The 18,179-nt window shown below is 72.1% G+C and carries 18 protein-coding genes; 2 read left to right on the top strand and 16 right to left on the bottom strand.

Translation table 11 applies throughout. The features are described from left to right. The 10 genes from rsfS to rplU all read right to left on the bottom strand — a co-directional run bounded on the left by rsfS (position 1) and on the right by rplU (position 7,091). On the bottom strand, positions 1-387 hold the full coding sequence (gene rsfS / locus ACLQ21_RS01035) for a ribosome silencing factor (protein ID WP_425660578.1): 387 nt from the start codon (positions 385-387) through the stop codon (positions 1-3). Between the two features lie 31 nt (positions 388-418). Then, the gene (locus tag ACLQ21_RS01030; RefSeq protein ID WP_425660576.1) at positions 419-1,528 is read right to left on the bottom strand and encodes a hypothetical protein; all 1,110 of its coding nucleotides are present in this window, start codon (positions 1,526-1,528) and stop codon (positions 419-421) included. Further along, positions 1,525-2,130, bottom strand: a complete 606-nt coding sequence (gene nadD / locus ACLQ21_RS01025) for a nicotinate-nucleotide adenylyltransferase (RefSeq protein ID WP_425661387.1) — start codon at positions 2,128-2,130, stop codon at positions 1,525-1,527. The genes ACLQ21_RS01030 and nadD overlap by 4 nt, the downstream gene beginning before the upstream one ends. 1 nt (position 2,131) lies before the next feature. Next, entirely contained in the window at positions 2,132-2,311 is a 180-nt protein-coding gene (locus ACLQ21_RS01020; RefSeq protein WP_425660574.1) for a hypothetical protein, read from the bottom strand. Positions 2,312-2,347: 36 nt separating this feature from the next. Continuing rightward, the gene (locus ACLQ21_RS01015; RefSeq protein WP_425660572.1) at positions 2,348-3,601 is read right to left on the bottom strand and encodes a glutamate-5-semialdehyde dehydrogenase; all 1,254 of its coding nucleotides are present in this window, start codon (positions 3,599-3,601) and stop codon (positions 2,348-2,350) included. A 126-nt stretch (positions 3,602-3,727) separates the two neighbouring features. Next, on the bottom strand, positions 3,728-4,138 hold the full coding sequence (locus ACLQ21_RS01010) for a GNAT family acetyltransferase (RefSeq protein WP_425660570.1): 411 nt from the start codon (positions 4,136-4,138) through the stop codon (positions 3,728-3,730). Beyond that, positions 4,135-4,917 carry a glutamate 5-kinase gene (gene proB / locus ACLQ21_RS01005; protein WP_425660568.1) on the bottom strand — a complete coding sequence of 261 codons (783 nt, stop codon included), beginning with the start codon at positions 4,915-4,917 and terminating at the stop codon, positions 4,135-4,137. The genes ACLQ21_RS01010 and proB overlap by 4 nt, the downstream gene beginning before the upstream one ends. Further along, a complete protein-coding gene (obgE, locus tag ACLQ21_RS01000) occupies positions 4,914-6,446 on the bottom strand; it encodes a GTPase ObgE (RefSeq protein ID WP_425660566.1) in 1,533 nt (510 codons plus the stop codon). The genes proB and obgE overlap by 4 nt, the downstream gene beginning before the upstream one ends. Before the next feature lie 69 nt (positions 6,447-6,515). Beyond that, positions 6,516-6,770, bottom strand: a complete 255-nt coding sequence (rpmA, locus tag ACLQ21_RS00995; RefSeq protein WP_128189736.1) for a 50S ribosomal protein L27 — start codon at positions 6,768-6,770, stop codon at positions 6,516-6,518. Between the two features lie 12 nt (positions 6,771-6,782). Then, positions 6,783-7,091 carry a 50S ribosomal protein L21 gene (gene rplU, locus ACLQ21_RS00990; RefSeq protein WP_425660564.1) on the bottom strand — a complete coding sequence of 103 codons (309 nt, stop codon included), beginning with the start codon at positions 7,089-7,091 and terminating at the stop codon, positions 6,783-6,785. Between the two features lie 156 nt (positions 7,092-7,247). Here rplU and ACLQ21_RS00985 point away from each other — a divergent pair, with 156 nt between their 5' ends. Beyond that, complete coding sequence (locus tag ACLQ21_RS00985; protein ID WP_425660562.1) at positions 7,248-7,523, top strand: DUF4031 domain-containing protein; 276 nt, start codon at positions 7,248-7,250, stop codon at positions 7,521-7,523. A gap of 194 nt (positions 7,524-7,717) precedes the next feature. Here ACLQ21_RS00985 and ACLQ21_RS00980 read toward each other — a convergent pair whose 3' ends face one another. Continuing rightward, positions 7,718-10,384 carry an Rne/Rng family ribonuclease gene (locus tag ACLQ21_RS00980; protein WP_425660560.1) on the bottom strand — a complete coding sequence of 889 codons (2,667 nt, stop codon included), beginning with the start codon at positions 10,382-10,384 and terminating at the stop codon, positions 7,718-7,720. A 188-nt stretch (positions 10,385-10,572) separates the two neighbouring features. After that, on the bottom strand, positions 10,573-11,256 hold the full coding sequence (gene leuE / locus ACLQ21_RS00975) for a leucine efflux protein LeuE (protein WP_425660559.1): 684 nt from the start codon (positions 11,254-11,256) through the stop codon (positions 10,573-10,575). A 75-nt stretch (positions 11,257-11,331) separates the two neighbouring features. On the opposite strand from leuE, the gene ACLQ21_RS00970 reads away from it, so the two are divergent. Then, positions 11,332-11,949: a vitamin K epoxide reductase family protein gene (locus tag ACLQ21_RS00970; RefSeq protein WP_425660557.1), complete on the top strand. Its 618-nt coding sequence runs from the start codon at positions 11,332-11,334 to the stop codon at positions 11,947-11,949. A gap of 84 nt (positions 11,950-12,033) precedes the next feature. On the opposite strand, the gene ndk is transcribed toward ACLQ21_RS00970, so the two are convergent. The 4 genes from ndk to ileS all read right to left on the bottom strand — a co-directional run bounded on the left by ndk (position 12,034) and on the right by ileS (position 18,022). Continuing rightward, positions 12,034-12,444 (bottom strand): nucleoside-diphosphate kinase, encoded by a 411-nt coding sequence (ndk, locus tag ACLQ21_RS00965; protein ID WP_425660555.1) that lies wholly within the window; start codon positions 12,442-12,444, stop codon positions 12,034-12,036. A 408-nt stretch (positions 12,445-12,852) separates the two neighbouring features. Continuing rightward, positions 12,853-13,230 carry a DUF4233 domain-containing protein gene (locus ACLQ21_RS00960; RefSeq protein ID WP_425660553.1) on the bottom strand — a complete coding sequence of 126 codons (378 nt, stop codon included), beginning with the start codon at positions 13,228-13,230 and terminating at the stop codon, positions 12,853-12,855. Further along, positions 13,227-14,696 carry a bifunctional folylpolyglutamate synthase/dihydrofolate synthase gene (locus ACLQ21_RS00955; RefSeq protein ID WP_425660551.1) on the bottom strand — a complete coding sequence of 490 codons (1,470 nt, stop codon included), beginning with the start codon at positions 14,694-14,696 and terminating at the stop codon, positions 13,227-13,229. Before ACLQ21_RS00955 ends, ACLQ21_RS00960 begins: the two co-directional genes overlap by 4 nt. After that, positions 14,693-18,022, bottom strand: a complete 3,330-nt coding sequence (gene ileS / locus ACLQ21_RS00950) for an isoleucine--tRNA ligase (protein ID WP_425660550.1) — start codon at positions 18,020-18,022, stop codon at positions 14,693-14,695. Before ileS ends, ACLQ21_RS00955 begins: the two co-directional genes overlap by 4 nt. Between the last annotated feature and the right edge of the window lie 157 nt (positions 18,023-18,179).

Genomic DNA, 18,179 nt, shown 5'->3' with positions numbered 1-18,179 from the left:
TCAGTCGACGATCGTGGCGCTCGGCGCCTCGGGCAGCTGCAGGTCGATGACGCCCGCATCGCGCCAGAGCCGCTCGAGCTGGTAGTACGTGCGCTCCTCCTCGTGGAAGATGTGCACGACGATGTCGGAGAAGTCGAGCAGCACCCACCGGCCGTCGGCGCGGCCCTCGCGGCGCACCGGCTTCGCACCGTCGAGGATGAGCGCATCCTCGATCTCGCGCGCGATCGCGCTCACCTGGCGCTCGTTGCGGCCGGTCGCGATGAGGAAGACGTCGGTCAGCGGCAGCTGCCCCGAGACGTCGAGCCCCACGAGATCGACGGCGAGCGCCTTGTCGGCGGCGCGAGCCGCGGCACGGGCGAGCTCGACGGCCCGCTGGTCGGCGCTCATCGAGCGCCCTTGATGTGCAGAGCCATACAGGTCAGAGAATCCCTTGGGTGAGCGCCCACACGAGGAACCCCGTGACGGCGACGGCGAATCCGCCCGCGCCGACGCCGATGGCGACCGGCCAGACGTTCGAGCGCTGCTTCTGCGGTGCGATCTGCACGCGAGCGTTGGCGTAGGACGAGACGGCCTTCGAGGCGCGCACCGGCGCGGCGTCGGGGCTCGCGACTTCGCCCTCGGCGACGTCGGCGTCGACGTCGCTCCCGTCGATGGAGGCACTGCCGCGGCCGGAGGACGCGAAGCCCTCGGGCACGTCGATCGAGCCCGTGACGAGCAGTCCGTCGTCGCCCTCGAGCTGGAAGTCGGGCGAGTCGGTGCCGGCAGGCAGCACGAGCGCGTTCGCCGTGATCGACGAGGTCGAGGAGCCGCCGTTGCCGGCGACGCCCTGCTCGCGCAGGTCGGCGATGTGGTGCTCGGAGGTGTCGGAGACGACGTTGACGATGACCGGGAGCCGCTGCGACTGGCCGCGCGAGGGGCCGGTCAGGACGAGCTCCTCAGCGGCCTCGGCGGCGCGGCGGTCCTCGAGCTCTGCGGGCGTCGACTCGGCGATCCGGCGCGACGAGACGCGCGGCAGCTCGACGATGACCTCGTCGATCTCGACGTCGTCGACCTGCGAGTCGTCGACGGTGTCGAGGCCCTGCACGTCGTCGACCTGCACGCTCGAGCGGCGGGCGGAGGACGGCGCGGGCACGGATGCGTGCGGCGGGTCGGGCTGCGTGAACTCGGCCTCGATGACGTCGAGCTCGTCCGACTCGTCGAGGTCGATGCGCTCCATCGAGACGGTCGCCTCGAGCGCCGGCGCGGCGTCGGCGACGGGCGCGTCCTGCTTGGCCTTCCTGCGGCCGAAGAAGCGGCCGGTCGGCTTCGCGAGCTCCTCGTCGTCGACGATCGGCTCGATGGGCTCGCTGGCGGCGGGCGCGCTCGGCGTCGAGTGCCGACCCTCTCGGATCGGCGCTTCGCTCAGGCGCTGCTCGGGCTCCTCGTCGGGAACCGGCGGTGTGCCGCCCGTGCTGGCGAGCTCTGCAGCGCGCTCGAGCTCTCGAAGCTGCCGTCGCGTGAGCGGGCGGCCCTCGTTCGCATCGGTCATGCTGTCAGTCTCCGGTACAAGTCGTGCTTGCTGATGTATTGAACCACCCCGTCGGGCACGAGGTACCAGACGGGATAACCGGCGCGGACGCGCGCACGGCAATCCGTCGAGGATATCGCAAGTGCGGGGATCTCCAGCAGTGAGACCCGGTCAGCCGGGAATCCGGATGCCGAGAGCTGGTGCCCTGGTCGCGTGACGGCGACGAAGTGGGCGAGCCGCCAGAGCTCGTCCTGGTCCTTCCACTCCACGATCGAGGCGAACGCATCCGCCCCCGTGATGAAGAACAGCTCCGACTCGGGATGCAGGTCGCGCACGTCGCGCAGCGTGTCGATCGTGTACGTCGGACCGCCGCGGTCGATGTCGATGCGGCTCACCCGGAAGCGCGGGTTCGAGGCAGTCGCGACGACCGTCATGAGGTAGCGGTGCTCGCTCGGCGAGGCGCTGCGCTTCTGGTACGGCTCGCCCGTCGGCACGAACACGACCTCGTCGAGGTCGAAGTGCTGCGCGACCTCGCTGGCGGCGACGAGGTGGCCGTGGTGGATCGGATCGAACGTGCCGCCCATGATGCCGAGGCGCGGCCGACGCTCCGGCACGTCGGCGATGTTAGGCGTTGCCGTGGACGTCGTGGCGTCCGCCGCGGTGCGCGACGTCGCGGAACGAGCGCAGCACGATGGCCGAGATGAGGAAGATGGCCGCGGCGATGCCGCCAGCGATGTACGGGCCCGCGCCCGCCGCCTCTTCCGCGTGCTCAGCCGCGGCAGCGAGGAGTGTCAAGGTCGTCATGGGTGTGCCTCCGATCCGGTCCAAGCCTAGCGCGGCTCAGGCGCGCACCTGGCCCGTGCCACGCACGATCCACTTGGTGCTCGTGAGCTCCGGGAGCCCCATCGGGCCGCGCGCGTGCGCCTTCTGCGTCGAGATGCCCACCTCGGCGCCGAACCCGAACTCGCCGCCGTCGGTGAAGCGGGTGGATGCGTTGTGCATCACGACCGCGGAGTCCACCTCCGCGAGGAACCGGCCGGCCGCATCCGCATCATCCGTCACGATCGTGTCGGTGTGGTGGGTGCCGAAGCGGTTGACATGGTCGATCGCGGCGTCGAGGTCGTCGACGACGCCGATGGCGACGTCCATCGAGAGGTGCTCGGTCGACCAGCCGCCCTCGCCGAGCGGCTCGACCGCGTCGATGCCGGGCAGCGGGCCGTCTGCGTGGATCGTCACGCCCGCCTGCTGCAGCGCGAGCGCGATCGCCGGCACGGCGGCGTCGGCGATGTCGCGGTGCACGAGCACCGTCTCGAGCGCGTTGCAGACGCTCGTGCGCTGGGTCTTCGCATTGAGCACGATCTCGAGCGCCATCGGCAGGCTCGCGGCACGGTCGATGAACGCGTGCACGACGCCGGCGCCCGTTTCGATGACCGGCACGGTCGACTCGGTGACGACGCGCTCGATGAGGGCGGCGCTCCCCCGCGGCACGAGCAGGTCGACGAGCCCGCGTGCGCGCATGAGCCTGCCCGCGCCGTCGCGGCCGAAGCGGTCGATCGTCTGCACCGACTCGCGGGGCAGCCCCGCGCGCTCGATCGCGCCCTGCATGGCGTCGACGAGCACGGCGTTCGTCCGCTCGGCGGCCGAGCCGCCCCGCAGGACGACGGCGTTGCCCGAGCCGAGCGCGATGCACGCGAGGTCGACGGTGACGTTGGGCCGAGCCTCGTAGATGACGCCGATGACGCCGAACGGCACCCGCACCTCCGAGAGGTCGAGCCCGTTGGGGAGCGTGCTGTGGCGCAGCACCTCGCCCACCGGATCGGGCAGCTCGGCGAGGGCGCGGGCGGCGGCGGCGAGCCCGGCGATGCGCCCCTCGTCGAGCAGCAGCCGGTCGAGCAGACCCGCCGCGAGGCCGGCGTGGCGGCCGCGCTCGAGGTCCTCCGCATTCGCGGCGAGGATCTCGTCGGTCGCGCCCTCGATCGCGGTCGCGATGCCGGCGATGGCCGCGTGCCGCTGCTCGGCGTCGGCGACGCCGAGCGCCCGGGCCGCCCGCTGGGATGCGGTCAGGAGCGCGTCGAAGTCGTCGAGGTCAGCCATGCCTCGATCCTAGGCTCGCGCGGGTCGCGCATCGGCGCACGTCCGCCCCGCCAGAGCGGGCACCCGGACGCATAGTGCGCTCGCGTGCCCGCTCGCGCGGGATGAGCGCAGGCGGGCAGTGACGCGTCAGAGCCGACGGCCGAGGACCGTGACGTCTTGCACGTCGTAGCCGAGCGCGCGGTAGAAGCCGATGGCCGCGGCGTTGTCCGCGCGCACCATGAGCTGCGCCTTTGGGATGTCCGCGTCCGCGATCCAGGACTCGGCCCCGCGCACGAGCATGGCGCCGATGCCGCGCCGTCGTCTCGCGGGCGCGACCGCCACGTAGTAGAGCCAGCCCCGATGGCCGTCGTGGCCGACCATCGCGGTGCCGATGAGGACGCCGTCGTCGCGGACGCCGAGCACCGTCGACGCGGATCCGGCGACCGCTCGGTCGAAGTCCGCGCGCGGCGCGTTCCACGGCCGCACGAGTCCCGCCAACTCCCAGAGCGCGACGGCTTCCGCTGCGTCGACGGAGCCGAGCGCGAGGACGCCGCTCACGGCCGGGCTGGCGTGGGGTTCGGCTCGAACTCGGTGCCGAGCCGGTCGCCCGCGATGAGGCGATCGAAGAGCGGCGTCGCCGTGACGGTCACGCGCACGCCGGCGTCGGCCGCGAGTCGCGCGGCATCGACCTTCGTCATGGCGCCGCCGGAGCCGATGTGCGAGCCGCTCGCGCCGAGGCGCACGCCGTCGAGCGGGTCGCCGTAGGGCACGTGCTCGATCGGCTGGGAGCCGGGCTCGTCGGGCGGCGCGGTGCGCAGCGAGGCGATGTCCGAGAGCAGGATCAGCCGGTCGGCGCGCACGAGCCGCGCGACGAGCGCCGCGAGCCGGTCGTTGTCGCCGAACCGGATCTCGTGCGTCGCGACCGTGTCGTTCTCGTTCACGATCGGCAGCATCCGCAGCTCGAGCAGCCGCTCGAGCGCGTTCCGCGCGTTGACGCGGTGCGAGTCCATGTCCATGTCGGATGCGGTGAGCAGGATCTGCGCCGCGACCAGCTCGTGCCGGGTGAGGCTGCGCTGGTACCGGTTCATCAGCACGTTCTGGCCGACGGCGGCCGCCGCCTGCTGCATGGGCAGGTCGATCGGACGCGCGTCGAGGCCGAGGAACGGCATGCCGGTCGAGATGGCGCCGGAGGAGACGAGGATGACCTCGCCCGCGCGGTGCAGCCGTGCGAGCCCGTCGACGAGCGGCTCGATCTGGCCGCGCCGCTCCCCCGAGATCGACGACGACCCGACCTTGACGACGACCCGCTCGCCGGCGGCAAGGTCGAGGCTCGTCATGCGTGCTCGTCCCAGCGCTGGACCTCGAACCCCTCGTCGTCGGTCCACACGCCGGCGGCCCGCTCGCCCCTGAGGTCGTCGCGCGCGGCCTGCTTGGCGTTCATGCGCTCGTGGTACTCGCGGCGCCGCTCCTCGGTCGTGCGGCGGTCGTTCTGGTCGAGTCGAGGGTCGGTGCCGCGGTTGCCGACGAGCTCTGCGGCGGATGCGATGGTCGGCTCCCAGTCGAAGACGATGCCGGCGCCGGGGCCGATGACGACCGTTGCGCCCGCGACCGCGCCCGCCTTGAGCAGCGCATCCTCGGTGCCGAGCTTCGCCAGCCGGTCGGCGAGGTAGCCGACGGCCTCGTCGTTGCGGAAGTCGGTCTGCGCGACCCAGCGCTCGGGCTTGGCGCCCAGGATGCGGTACACCGGCCCCTCGTGGCTGCCCTCGACCTTGACGACGAAGCCGTGGTCGTCGATGGCCTTCGGCCGCAGCACGATGCGCTCGGCGACCGGCTCGGCGGCCTTCGCCGCGCGGTCGGCCTCGACGAGCCCGGCGAGCGCGAACGACAGCTCGCGCAGGCCCGTGTGGGCGATCGTCGAGATCTCGAAGACGCGGTAGCCCATCGCCTCGAGCTCCGGCCGCACGAAGTCGGCGAGCTCGCGCGCCTCGGGCACGTCGATCTTGTTGAGGGCGATGAGCTGCTGGCGCTCCAGCAGCGGCGTCTGGCCCTCGGGCACGGGGTACGCCTCCAGCTCGCGCAGGATGACCTGCAGGTCGCTGATGGGGTCGCGGCCGGGCTCGAGCGTGGCGCAGTCGATGACGTGCAGCAGCGCAGAGCAGCGCTCGACGTGGCGGAGGAACTCCAGGCCGAGGCCCTTGCCCTCGCTCGCGCCCTCGATGAGGCCGGGCACATCCGCGATCGTGTAGCGCACCTGGCCCGACTCGACGACGCCGAGGTTGGGGTGCAGCGTGGTGAACGGGTAGTCGGCGATCTTCGGCCGCGCGGCCGACATGGCGGCGACGAGGCTCGACTTGCCGGCGCTCGGGAAGCCGACGAGCGCGACATCGGCGACCGTCTTCAGCTCGAGCGTGATGTCGCCCTCGAAGCCGGGCGTGCCGAGCAGCGCGAACCCGGGTGCGCGGCGCTTCTGGCTCGAGAGCGCGGCGTTGCCGAGCCCGCCCTGGCCTCCGGCAGCGACGACGAGCCGCATGCCCGCCTGGTTCAGATCGGCCAGCTGCTCGCCCGACGCATCCGCCACCACGGTGCCGACCGGCACGGGCAGCTCCAGGTCCTTGCCGGAGGTGCCGGCCTTGTGGTCGCCCTGGCCCGGCTGGCCGTTCTCGCTCGAGCGGTGCGGCGAGCGGTGGTAGCCGAGCAGCGTCGTCACCTGCGGGTCGGCGACGAGCACGATGTCGCCGCCGTCGCCGCCGTTGCCGCCGTCCGGGCCGCCGAGCGGCTTGAACTTCTCGCGCTTGACGGAGACGCAGCCGTGGCCGCCGTGCCCTGCGCGCAGGTGCAGCGTCACCTGGTCGACGAATGTCGCCATGAACTGTCTCCTTCGATACGAGAACGGGGCGAGCCGAAGCCCGCCCCGTTCATCGGATGTCTGTGTTCGTCAACCTGCGGCGACGATGTTGACGACCTTGCGGCCGCCCTTCTGGCCGAACTCGACAGCGCCGGCCTCGAGGGCGAACAGCGTGTCGTCTCCACCGCGGCCGACGTTCGCGCCCGGGTGGAAGTGGGTGCCGCGCTGGCGGACGATGATCTCGCCGGCCTTGACGACCTGGCCGCCGAAGCGCTTCACGCCGAGGCGCTGCGCGTTCGAGTCACGGCCGTTGCGGGTGGACGATGCGCCCTTCTTGTGTGCCATGTCTGTGGCCCCTTACTTGATCTCGGTGACCTTGAGGCGCGTGAGCTCCGAGCGGTGGCCCATGCGGCGCTTGTAGCCGGTCTTGTTGCGGTAGTGCTGGATGCGGATCTTCGGGCCGCGCAGGTCGGTCACGACCTGAGCCGTGATCTTGACCTTGGCGAGGGCGTCGACGTCGGTCGTCACCTTGTCGCCGTCGACGAGCAGCACGGGGGCGAGCTCGACGTTGCCGTTGTCATCGCCGGCGATGCGGTCGACGACGAGCACGGTGCCCACCTCGACCTTCTCCTGCCGACCGCCGGCGCGCACGATTGCGTACACCACGTTGGATCCTCACTGTTGGAACGACTCCCGGCCCAGCCGGGACGAAGCTTGTGGCGCGCGCGGAGCCGCGACTTGCGCCAGCGAACAACGATACAGGCTGTCGGCGCACTCGGTCAACATGACCGGGGCCCGCGTGGCGCGCACTACCGTTGGCGGATGGCGATCCTGGTCGACGAGCCGCTCTGGCCGAACCACGGCACGATGTGGGCGCACCTCGTGAGCGACGCGTCGCTCGACGAGCTCCACGACTTCGCTCGCGCGGCCGGCATCCCGGCGCGCGGCTTCGACCACGACCACTACGACGTGCCTGCCGAGCGGATCGACGCGCTCGTCGCGATGGGGGCTCAGCAAGTGGCACCCAAGGAGCTCGTGCGGCGGCTCATCGCGAGCGGCCTGCGCGTCAAGGAGCGCGACCGCCGCCCTCCGCGCTGAGCCGCGCTCGGGCGCTCACCGCGTCGGCGGACCGGCAGCCGACGAGTGTCGGCTCCGGGCACGAGTGTCGCGACACTTCGACCACAGGTCGACACTCCCCTGTCGGCCCGCGGACGAGTGTCGGGCTGCGGCCCGAGTGTCGTGACACTCGGGCAGCAGCCCGACACCCGTCGAACGTGGTCAGGCCGAGCGGGTCAGCGCTGCTCGTCCGGCTTCGCCGTGATGACGCCCGAGGAGGCGCGGCGCGAGCGGCGAGCCGCCTTGCCGGTGCCCGGCGCGGGCGTCGAGAGCGCGTCGAGCGCGCTGCCGAGCAATCCGTCGAGGTCGTCGCGCGACGCCTTCGGTGCGGCGGACTCCTGCACGGGAGCGACGGGGATGTCGAGGATCGTCACGACCGGCTCGGCGGCGACCGCCTCGACGGCTGCCTTCGACGGCGTGACGATGCCGCTGGGCAGCTCGGCGGCCTGCTCGCCGGCCTGCTCGCTCGGCTGGCCGCTCGCCTGGGCGGCGGGCTGCTGCTCGCCCTCGGGCTTGCCCTTGCCGGCCGCGGCGATCTGCGAGAGCCCCTTGCGGAGGTCCTCGGTGATCGCGTGCGTGCCGCCGGTGGGCTGCTGGTGCTGGTGCTGCTCGGGCTGCTGCGACTCGGACTGCTTGCCGCGGCCGCCGCGACGGCTGCGGCCGTTGCTGCCGCCGTTCTCGGCCTGCTGCTGGCGCTGCGGCTTCGAGATGGGCTCGTGGTGCACGATCACGCCACGGCCGGCGCACACCTCGCACTGCTCGGAGTACGACTCGAGGAGCCCGAGGCCGAGCTTCTTTCGCGTCATCTGCACGAGGCCGAGGCTCGTGACCTCCGCCACCTGGTGCTTCGTGCGGTCGCGGCTGAGGCACTCGATCAGGCGGCGCTGCACGAGGTCGCGGTTCGACTCGAGCACCATGTCGATGAAGTCGATCACGATGATGCCGCCGATGTCGCGCAGGCGCAGCTGGCGAACGATCTCCTCGGCCGCCTCGATGTTGTTCTTGGTGACCGTCTCCTCGAGGTTGCCGCCGGCGCCCACGAAGCGGCCCGTGTTGACGTCGACGACGGTCATCGCCTCGGTGCGGTCGATCACGAGCGAGCCGCCGGAGGGCAGCCACACCTTGCGGTCGAGCGCCTTGTCGATCTGCTCGGAGATGCGGAAGTGCGAGAACGGGTCGTCGGTGCCCTCGTAGGCCTCGACGCGGTCAAGCAGGTCGGGCGCGATGGCCTCGAGGTACTCGCGGATCGTCGTGAGCGCCTCGGAGCCCTGGATGACGAGCTTGTGGAAGTCCTCGTTGAACACGTCGCGCACGATCTTCACGAGCAGGTCGGGCTCGGCGTGCAGGCGCTGCGGGGCGGTGCCCGTCTTCACCTGCTGCTGGATGCGCTCCCACTGGCGCGTGAGTCGCTCGACGTCGCGCGTGAGCTGGTCCTCGGTCGCGCCCTCGGCGGCGGTGCGCACGATGACGCCGACGCCCTCGGGCAGCACCTGCTTCAGGATCTTCTTCAGGCGGGCACGCTCGGTGTCGGGCAGCTTGCGGGAGATGCCGTTCATCGAGCCGCCGGGGACCGACACGAGGTAGCGACCGGGGAGCGAGATCTGGCTTGTGAGCCGGGCGCCCTTGTGGCCCACCGGGTCCTTCGTCACCTGCACGAGCACCGTGTCGCCGGGCTTGAGCGCGAGCTCGATCTTGCGCGGCTGGCCCTCGAGCTCCGCCGCATCCCAGTCCACCTCGCCGGAGTACAGCACGGCGTTGCGGCCGCGGCCGATGTCGACGAACGCGGCCTCCATGCTGGGGAGCACGTTCTGCACCCGCCCGAGGTAGACGTTGCCGATGAGGCTCGACTCCGACGCCTTCGCGACGTAGTGCTCGACGAGCACGCCGTCCTCGAGCACGGCGAGCTGCACACGGTCGTGCTTCGAGCGCACGATCATCTGGCGCTCGACGGCCTCGCGGCGGGCGAGGAACTCGGTCTCGGTCACGACCGTGCGGCGGCGGCCGGCGTCGCGGCCCTCGCGGCGGCGCTGGCGCTTCGCCTCGAGCCGAGTGGAGCCGCGCACCTTCTGCGGCTCGGTGATCAGCGGCTTCTCGTCCTCGGGCTCTCGCGAGCCCGAGTCGCGCGAGCCGGAGTCGCGGGACCCCTGGCGGGTGCGCGACCTGGTGCGGCGCGAGCGGCGCGCGCCCTGCTGCTGGTCGTCGTCGTCGTCCTCGTCGTCGTCATCGTCGTCGACGCGCAGCGACGGCAGCGCGGGCAGCGACGCGAGGTCGGGCGCGTGGAACACGAGGCCGAAGGGGCTGGTCGGCAGCTCGGGCAGCGAGAGCGCGGCCGCACGGGGATCGTCGGCGGGCTCGTCCGCGCCGACGTCGGAGGCGGGCGCTTGCGCGCCGGGGTCGGTGAGGCCGGGCTCGTGGCCGGGCTCCGCGGGCTGCTCGGACGCGGGCACGGTCGCCTGCGGTTCGGCGGCCTGCTGTCCGGCAGCCGGCTGCTCGGCGGACGGCGTGTCAGTGCCCTGGGTCCCCGAGGCCGACGCCTGAGCGTCCTGCGCCTCAACGTCCTGGGCCTCCGTGGCCGGCGCCGGAGCGTCCTGAGCCTGCGGGTCCTGCACGTCGACCGGCGCCTGCGACGCGTCCGCGACCACGGCATCCGCCGTCTGCTTGTGCGTCGTCGCCCGCTTGCGCTTCGGCCGCGAGGGCGCCTCGGCCGCAGCCTCGGTGCCCTCAGTCAAGGCGTCACCGCCGTCGACGCGAGCGTCGTCGGTCGGTGCGTCGGTCCGTGCTTCGTTGCCCTGTGCCTCGTCCGCGGGAATCTCGGTCGGGAGGGTTGTGTCGTTGTCCACCATCGCTGGCGCGCTCCTGCCGCAACCGGCGCCGCCGGTCGCCATCTCGCTCGCGACCGGGCGCACCCGGCGCGAATCCTTCCTGACACCCCCTCGCGGGGGTGGCCCGGGCTAGTCGTGCTGCCCGGAAAACCTTGGCGTGCGCCCATCGGGCGCGCTGCGGGGAAGTCTACCGCACGCGCGCCGAGCGCTCATGGCAGCACGACCCGCACGGCGAGCGCGACGAACGCGGCCGCGGCGACGAGCGTCGCGACGATCGCGAGCCAGCCCTGCGGCTGGACGCTGCGCCCCACCCTCGCGCCGATCAGCACGACGCCCGTCAGGTACATCGCGGATGCCGCCTCGAGGATCAGCATGAGCACGAGCAGGTCGCTGAGCGGGGTCGGCGAGGCGGGGTCGATGAACTGCACGAAGAACGATGCGAAGAACAGGATCGCCTTCGGGTTGAGCACGCTCGTGACGAGTGCCGTGCGGAACGGCGCGAGGCGCGGCTGGGCGATGATCGGGTTGGGCGCGGTGAGCGGATGCGTCGGGTTCTCACTGGGCGCGGGCTCGGCCGCGCGCCGCTGCTTCGCGCGGATGCGGGCGACGGCGCTGCGCACGAGGCCAATGGCGAGCCAGCACAGGTACGCGGCGCCCGCCCACGTGAGGATCCGGAACACGATCGGGTTCGACGACAGCGCCTGCGCCGACAGCACGGCGAGCACCATGAGGATCGCGTCGCCGAGGAACACGCCGAGCGTCGCCCGGAAGCCGGCCCGCCTGCCGGCGCGCAGCGCCGTCGTCGCGACGTACAGGCTGTTCGCTCCAGGCAGCAGCACGATCACGATGACGCCGGCCGTGAAGGCCGCGAGCGTCGACCCGTCGAGGCTCATCGCCGGGTGGTGCTCGGAGGCGCCGCAGGGCGGATCGACTGCGCCGGGCTGGTTGGATGGTGCCCAGGAGGCTCCATGAACACCGCTCGTCCCGCCCATATCGCCGCGCCCGTGTGGCTCGGTGTGGTGCTCATCATCACGGGCCTCCTCGGCCTGCTGGGGGCGTTCTCGCTCTCGGTCGAGCGCATCGAGCTGCTGCTGCACCCGGAGGAGGCGCTCGGCTGCGACCTCAACCCGTTCCTCTCGTGCTCCGGGGCCATCCAGTCGGACCAGGGCGAGGTGTTCGGCTTCCCGAACCCGTTCCTGGGCCTCATGGCCTTCCCCGCTCCGATCATCATGGGCGCCCTCACGCTGGGCCGCGTCGCGATGCCGCGCTGGGTATGGACGGTCTTCTCGATCGGCGTGCTCGGCGGGCTCGTGCTGGTGCTGTGGCTCGCGCAGCAGTCGATCTTCGTGCTGGGCTTCGTGTGCCCGTGGTGCTTCCTGGTGTGGATGGCGATGTACGCGATGGCGTTCCCGCTGTGGACGTGGGCGCTCGGCGCCGGTGGGCTGCCCGCGCCCGCCGGCCTCCGCCGCACGGCCGCGCGCTTCTCGTCGTGGGGCTGGGTGCTCTCGCTCGCGCTCGCCGTGATCCTGGTGGTGACGATCATGGTCGTGCTGCCGGGCATCCCCCGCTACCTCTTCGCCTTCTAGCCGCGGACCCCATCCGCGAACTTCCCCGAACGGCGGGTCCTCGGCGCGAGAACCCGCGGTTCAGGGAAGTTCGGGGTCCAGGGGTCAGGCGAACCAGAGCGCGAGCTCGCGCGCGGCCGACTCCTCGGAGTCGGAGCCGTGCACGAGGTTCTGCTGCACCTTGAGGCCCCAGTCGCGGCCGAGGTCGCCGCGGATCGTGCCGGGCGCCGCGGTCGTCGGGTCGGTGGTGCCGGCGAGCGAGCGGAAGCCTTCGATGACGCGATCGCCCTCGAGGCGGATCGCGACCGACGGGCCGGAGAGCATGAACTCGACGAGCGGCTCGAAGAAGGGCTTGCCCTGGTGCTCCTCGTAGTGCTCCTCGAGCAGCGAGCGCTCGGGCTGCACGAGCTTGAGGTCGGTGACCACGTAGCCCTTCGCCTCGATGCGGGCGAGGATGACGCCGGTCAACTGGCGCTGGACGCCGTCGGGCTTGATGAGGACGAGGGTGCTCTGCATGCCGCCAACCCTACCGAGCCGGCTGGAGCCTCCTGGGCGCTGGGTGAGCGCCGCGCGGGACTCTGAGTGGCGCCTTCCGCACCTGAGTGGCGCCTCCCGCATCCGAGTGGCGCCTCCGGCACCCGAGTGGCGCCTCCCGCATCCGAGTGGCGCCTCCTGCATCCGAGTGGCGCTTGCCGTATCTAGCGCCCGAAGCATCCGTTCGTCACCATGCGATCCCGGTCGGCCCGCGCCGAAGGTGCGGACCATGGTCAAGAAATCTCCGGGATGCGCCGCTCACCCACGGAAGGCGCCACTCACCCACGAGAAGCGCCCCTCACCCGCGGAAGGCGCCCCTCACCCGCGGAAGGCGCCACTCACGTGCGGGAGGCGCCACTCACATCGTGCTGCTCGATCGGCGGGATCGCCTCAGGTGCCCGGCGCTCCCCGGGGGTCGAGGCCGCGCGCGCGACGCTGCCGCTCGATCTGCCGCGCCTTCCAGTAGCAGAAGATCCACAGCCCGACGAGCACGAACGCCACGACGCCCCACACCGGCTCGATCCAGGTGAGCGACGCGAGCGCGACCTGCAGGACGAGGCTCACGACCCAGCCCCAGGTGTGTCGCTGCAGCGGCATCGTCGCGATCAGCAGCACGCCGACGACGCCGAACGCCAGAGGACCCGGCCAGTCACGGGTGACGCCCCAGACGGCGAGCGCGCCGAAGGCGATGCCGGCGGCCTGCAGGCCGTGCACGATGCGCAGCAGCGACTCCATCGCGCCGCGCTCGGGGCGCTGACGCGGGCTCACAGCTGCTCCTCGTCGGTGATCTCGACGGTCGCGGCCTGCCTGCGCGCATCGGGGCGCCGCAGCCAGCCCTCCTCGCGGGCGTGCCCCAGCACGTCTCCGAGCAGCGTGATCGAGCCCGTCACGACCACGGCGCCGTCGCGGTCGGACGCCGCCTCGCGGGCCGCCTCGACGGCGGTGCCGAGCTCGGGCTCGACGAGCACCCGGTCGGCACCGAGCACCGCGACGGCCTGCGCGGCGAGCTCGTCGGCGGGCAGCGCCCGCTCCGACGTCGACTGCGTGACGACGAGCTCGTCGATGAGCGGCTCGAGCTCGGTGAGCACGCCCGTGACGTCCTTGCCGGCGAGCACGCCGAGCACGAGCGTGATGCGCTCGAGGCCGAACACCTCGCCGAGCGCGACGCGCAGCGCTGCCGCCCCGTGCGGGTTGTGCGCGGCGTCGAGCACGACGAGCGGATGCGCGCCCACGACGTCGAGGCGGCCCGGCGACGTGGCGGCGGCGAAGCCCTCGGCGAGCACTTGGGCGGTGAGCGGCTGAGAGCCGCCGCCGAGGAACGCCTCGACCGCGACGAGCGCGAGCGCCGCGTTCGCGCCCTGGTGCGCGCCGAGCAGCGGCACGAGCTGGTCGATGTACTCCGCGGCGAGCCCGCGCACGGTGATGAGCTGACCGCCCACGGCGACGGCCTGCGAGGCGAGCGCGAAGTCGCGGCCCTCGACGAGCAGCCGAGCCCCGACCTCCTCCGCGCGCGCCTCGAGCACGGCGAGCGCCTCGGGCTCCTGCGCCGCCGAGACGGCGATCGCGTCGGGCTTGATGATGCCGGCCTTCTCGCGCGCGATCGCCTCGACGGTCGTGCCGAGGCGGTTCGTGTGGTCGAGCGCGATCGGGGTGATCACGGCGACGTCGCCGTCGGCGACGTTCGTGGAGTCCCAGGTGCCGCCCATGCCGACCTCGACCACCGCGACGTCGACCGGCGCATCCGCCATGGTCGCGAACGCGAGCACCGTGAACGCCTCGAAGAACGTCAGCCGGCGCTCGCCCTTCGCCTCGAGCTCGGCGTCGACGAGCTCGAGGAACGGCGCGATGTCCTCGTAGTTGCGCGCGAACGCCTCGTCGCTCACCGGCTCGCCGTCGATGGCGATGCGCTCGTTGACGCGCTCGAGGTGCGGGCTCGTCAGCAGCCCGGTGCGGAGGCCGTGCGCGCGCAGCAGCGCGTCGGCGACGCGCGCGGTCGATCCCTTGCCGTTCGTGCCGGTGATGTGGATGACGCGGAACGCGCGCTGCGGATCGCCCAGCAGCTCGACGGCACGCCTCGTCGCCTCGATGCGCGGCTCGACGGCCGCCTCCCCCGCCCGCTCGAGCAGCGCGCGGTAGGCGGCCTCCGCCGCCTCGCGGTGCTCGAGCGACTCGAGGATGCGGTCGTCCACGTTCTCGCTGTCGTCGGACGGTCCGTCCAGGAATCCGTCGGTCATGCGTCCACCTTCTCGATCGCGATCGCTAGCGGCGAGCCGTCGCCCACGCGGTGCGCGGTGCGGCCGTCGGCCAGCTCGCCCATCGTGTCGTCCACACGGTCGAGCTCGAGCTCCGTCGCGAGCGTCTCTCGCGCCACGAGCTCGCGGTTCGCCTCGAGCGCGGCCACGCCGTGCGCGTCGGAGCCGAGCGTCAGGCGGATGCGGTCGGACACGTCGAGCCCGGCCTCCTTGCGCGCCTGCTGCACGGCCCGCACGACGTCGCGAGCGAGCCCCTCGGCCTCGAGCTCGGGCGTCGTCGCGGTGTCGAGCACGACGAAGCCGCCGCCGGGCAGGAACCCGACCGCCGCGGTCTCGTCGGCGACCTCGAGCGCGAGCTCGTACTCGCCCGCCTCGAGGGCGATGCCGCCGGCGACGACGGTCTCGGCGCCATCCGCTCCGGCCACCGTCTGCCAGTCCCCCGCGCGGGCGGCCTGAATCGCCCGCTGCACGTCCTTGCCGAGGCGCGGTCCCGCCGCACGGGCGTTCACCTGCAGTCGGCGGGAGATGCCGTAGCGCTCGAGCGCGTCGGGGCCGGCGGCCTCGAGCACGACCTCGCGCACGTTGAGCTCGTCTTGCAGGACGGCAGCGAACGGCGCGACGTCGACGTCGCCGACGACGGTGAGGGTCGGCAGCGGCAGCCGCACGCGCTTGCGCGCCTGCTTCCGAAGCGCGTTGCCGACGCTCGCGATGGCGCGCACCGCGTCCATCTGCGCGACGAGCGCGTCATCGGCGGGCAGGTCCGACGCATCCGGCCAGTCCGTCAGGTGCACCGAGCGTCCGCCGGTGAGGCCCTTCCAGACCTGCTCGGTGACGAGCGGCGCGAGCGGGGCAGCGAGGCGCGAGAGCGTCTCGAGCACGGTGAAGAGCGTGTCGAAGGCGTCGGCACCGCTGCCGTCCTCCGCGACGCCGACCCAGAAGCGGTCGCGCGATCGGCGCACGTACCAGTTCGTGAGCACGTCGAGCAGCTCGCGCACGGCGAGCGTCGCGCCGGTCGCGTCGAGCCGGTCGAGGCTCGCCGTCGCCGTCTCGACGGTCGCGCGGAGCTTCGCGAGGATGTAGCGATCGAGCACATCGGTCGAGGCGGTCGAGCGCTGCGCGAGGTACGGCTGCCCGCCGCGCGCCCGGTTCGCGTAGGTGGCGAAGAAGTACCACGTCGACCACAGCGGCAGGTGGAACTGCCGCAGCGCCTCGCGGATGCCCTCCTCCGAGACGATGAAGTTGCCGCCGCGCAGGATGGAGCCCTGCAGCAGGTGCCAGCGCACCGCATCCGACCCGTAGGCGTCGAACGCCTCGTTCACGTCGGGGTAGTTGCGGCGCGACTTCGACGCCTTGAAGCCGTCGTCGCCGAGGATGATGCCGTGGCTGATGACGTTCTCGAACGCCGGGCGGCCGAACAGCGCGACCGAGAGCACGTGCATGACGTAGAACCAGCCGCGCGTCTGGCCGATGTACTCGACGATGTAGTCGGCCGGGCTGTGCTCCTCGAACCACTGCTCGTTCTCGAACGGGTAGTGGAACTGCGCGAACGGCATCGAGCCGGAGTCGAACCAGACGTCGAGCACGTCGGGGATGCGCCGCATCGTCGAGCGACCGGTGGGGTCGTCGGGGTTCGGGCGGGTGAGCTCGTCGATCGCAGGCCGGTGCAGGTCGGTGGGGCGCACGCCGAAGTCGCGCTCGAGCTCGTCGAGCGAGCCGTACACGTCGACGCGCGGGAAGTTCGGGTCGTCGCTCTTCCACACCGGGATCGGGCTGCCCCAGTAGCGGTTGCGGCTGATCGACCAGTCGCGGGCGCCCTCGAGCCACTTGCCGAACTGGCCGTGCTTCACGTTGCCGGGCACCCAGTTGATCTGCTCGTTCGCGGCGAGCAGGTCGTCCTTGAACTCGGTGACGCGCACGAACCAGCTCGAGACCGCCTTGTAGATGAGCGGGTTGCGGCAGCGCCAGCAGTGCGGGTACGAGTGCACGTACGACGCCTGGCGCAGCACCCGGCCGGCGTCCTTCAGCAGCTTCGAGAGCGGCTTGTTCGCGTCGAACACCTGCATGCCCGCGACGGGCGCGACCGCGTCGAGGAAGCGGCCGCCGTCGTCGACGGAGATGATCGTGGGGATGCCGGCGGCCGTGCTGATGCGCTGGTCGTCCTCGCCGTAGGCGGGCGCCTGGTGCACGATGCCGGTGCCTTCGCCGGTGGCGACGTAGTCGTCGACGAGGATCTGGAAGGCGTGCTCGGTGCCCCAGACGGATGCGTCGGCGTAGAAGTCGAAGATCGGCTCGTACCGCACGCCCTCGAGCTCGGCGCCGAGGAGCGTGCGCTCGACGGCGCCGACGGCGTCCTCCGCGGAGCCGTAGCCGAGGTCCTTGAAGTAGCCGGCGATGGTCGCGGTCGCGAGCAGGAACGGGCCGTCGCCCGCGGTGGTGCCCTCGGGACCGGCGGGCACGACGGCGTACTCGACCGCGGGGCCCGCCGCGAGCGCGAGGTTCGTCGGCAGCGTCCACGGCGTCGTCGTCCAGGCGAGCGCGCTCACGCCCGTCAGCGCCAGCGCATCCGCCCGCTCCCCCGTGAGCGGGAACGTGACCGTCAGGGTGGTGTCCTGGCGGTCCTGGTAGACGTCGTCGTCCATGCGCAGCTCGTGGTTCGACAGCGGCGTCTCGTCGCGCCAGCAGTACGGCAGCACGCGGTAGCCCTCGTAGGCGAGGCCCTTCTCGTGCAGCGTCTTGAACGCCCAGATGACGCTCTCCATGTAGGTGAGGTCGAGCGTCTGGTAGCCGCCCTCGAAGTCGACCCAGCGGGCCTGTCGGGTGACGTAGTCCTGCCACTCGCCGACGTACTGCAGCACCGACTCGCGAGCCTTCGCGTTGAAGACGTCGACGCCCATCGCCTCGATCTCGGCCTTCTCGGTGATGCCGAGCTGCTTCATCGCCTCGAGCTCGGCGGGCAGACCGTGCGTGTCCCAACCGAACACGCGCGGCACGAGCTTGCCGCGCATGGTCTGGAAGCGGGGGAAGACGTCCTTTGCGTAGCCGGTGAGCAGGTGCCCGAAGTGCGGCAGGCCGTTCGCGAAGGGCGGGCCGTCGTAGAACACCCACTCGGTGCAGCCCTCGCGCTGCTCGAGCGACGCCTTGAAGGTGTCGTCGCCCTTCCAGAAGGCGAGGATGCCCTGCTCGATCGCCGGCAGGTTCGGGCTGGCGACGACGGCGGCGTCGCCGGAGAGCGGATAGCGGGTGCCGGTCAGCGCTTGCTCGCTCGGCGTCTCGCTCAGGGTCTGGTCGGTCACGCTGGTCTCCTGCATCCTCGAACCTTCGGATGCGGGGACGCTCTCGCGCGGTACCACCCCGCTTGCGACCCGGACGGGCCGCCGCTCTTCGCCTGCCACCTGCACAGGCCTCCGGCTGTGACGGGCCTGCCCCGTTCGGATCTACTGGGCGTCGCCGCCGTTCTCCCGACCG

Origin of the sequence: Agrococcus sp. DT81.2, assembly GCF_049844935.1 — a bacterium.
GTDB lineage: Bacteria > Actinomycetota > Actinomycetes > Actinomycetales > Microbacteriaceae > Agrococcus.
This window is presented reverse-complemented; position numbering and strand designations above follow the sequence as displayed.

What these genes read in the sequence shown, in the direction of transcription:
- rsfS (WP_425660578.1), bottom strand. Translation starts at nt 387, where the DNA reads ATGAGCGCCGACCAGCGGGCCGTCGAGCTCGCCCGTGCCGCGGCTCGC.
- ACLQ21_RS01030 (WP_425660576.1), bottom strand. Translation starts at nt 1,528, where the DNA reads ATGACCGATGCGAACGAGGGCCGCCCGCTCACGCGACGGCAGCTTCGA.
- ACLQ21_RS01020 (WP_425660574.1), bottom strand. Translation starts at nt 2,311, where the DNA reads ATGACGACCTTGACACTCCTCGCTGCCGCGGCTGAGCACGCGGAAGAG.
- ACLQ21_RS01015 (WP_425660572.1), bottom strand. Translation starts at nt 3,601, where the DNA reads ATGGCTGACCTCGACGACTTCGACGCGCTCCTGACCGCATCCCAGCGG.
- proB (WP_425660568.1), bottom strand. Translation starts at nt 4,917, where the DNA reads ATGACGAGCCTCGACCTTGCCGCCGGCGAGCGGGTCGTCGTCAAGGTC.
- obgE (WP_425660566.1), bottom strand. Translation starts at nt 6,446, where the DNA reads ATGGCGACATTCGTCGACCAGGTGACGCTGCACCTGCGCGCAGGGCAC.
- rpmA (WP_128189736.1), bottom strand. Translation starts at nt 6,770, where the DNA reads ATGGCACACAAGAAGGGCGCATCGTCCACCCGCAACGGCCGTGACTCG.
- ACLQ21_RS00985 (WP_425660562.1), top strand. Translation starts at nt 7,248, where the DNA reads ATGGCGATCCTGGTCGACGAGCCGCTCTGGCCGAACCACGGCACGATG.
- ACLQ21_RS00980 (WP_425660560.1), bottom strand. Translation starts at nt 10,384, where the DNA reads ATGGTGGACAACGACACAACCCTCCCGACCGAGATTCCCGCGGACGAG.
- leuE (WP_425660559.1), bottom strand. Translation starts at nt 11,256, where the DNA reads ATGAGCCTCGACGGGTCGACGCTCGCGGCCTTCACGGCCGGCGTCATC.
- ACLQ21_RS00970 (WP_425660557.1), top strand. Translation starts at nt 11,332, where the DNA reads ATGAACACCGCTCGTCCCGCCCATATCGCCGCGCCCGTGTGGCTCGGT.
- ndk (WP_425660555.1), bottom strand. Translation starts at nt 12,444, where the DNA reads ATGCAGAGCACCCTCGTCCTCATCAAGCCCGACGGCGTCCAGCGCCAG.
- ACLQ21_RS00955 (WP_425660551.1), bottom strand. Translation starts at nt 14,696, where the DNA reads ATGACCGACGGATTCCTGGACGGACCGTCCGACGACAGCGAGAACGTG.
- ileS (WP_425660550.1), bottom strand. Translation starts at nt 18,022, where the DNA reads ATGCAGGAGACCAGCGTGACCGACCAGACCCTGAGCGAGACGCCGAGC.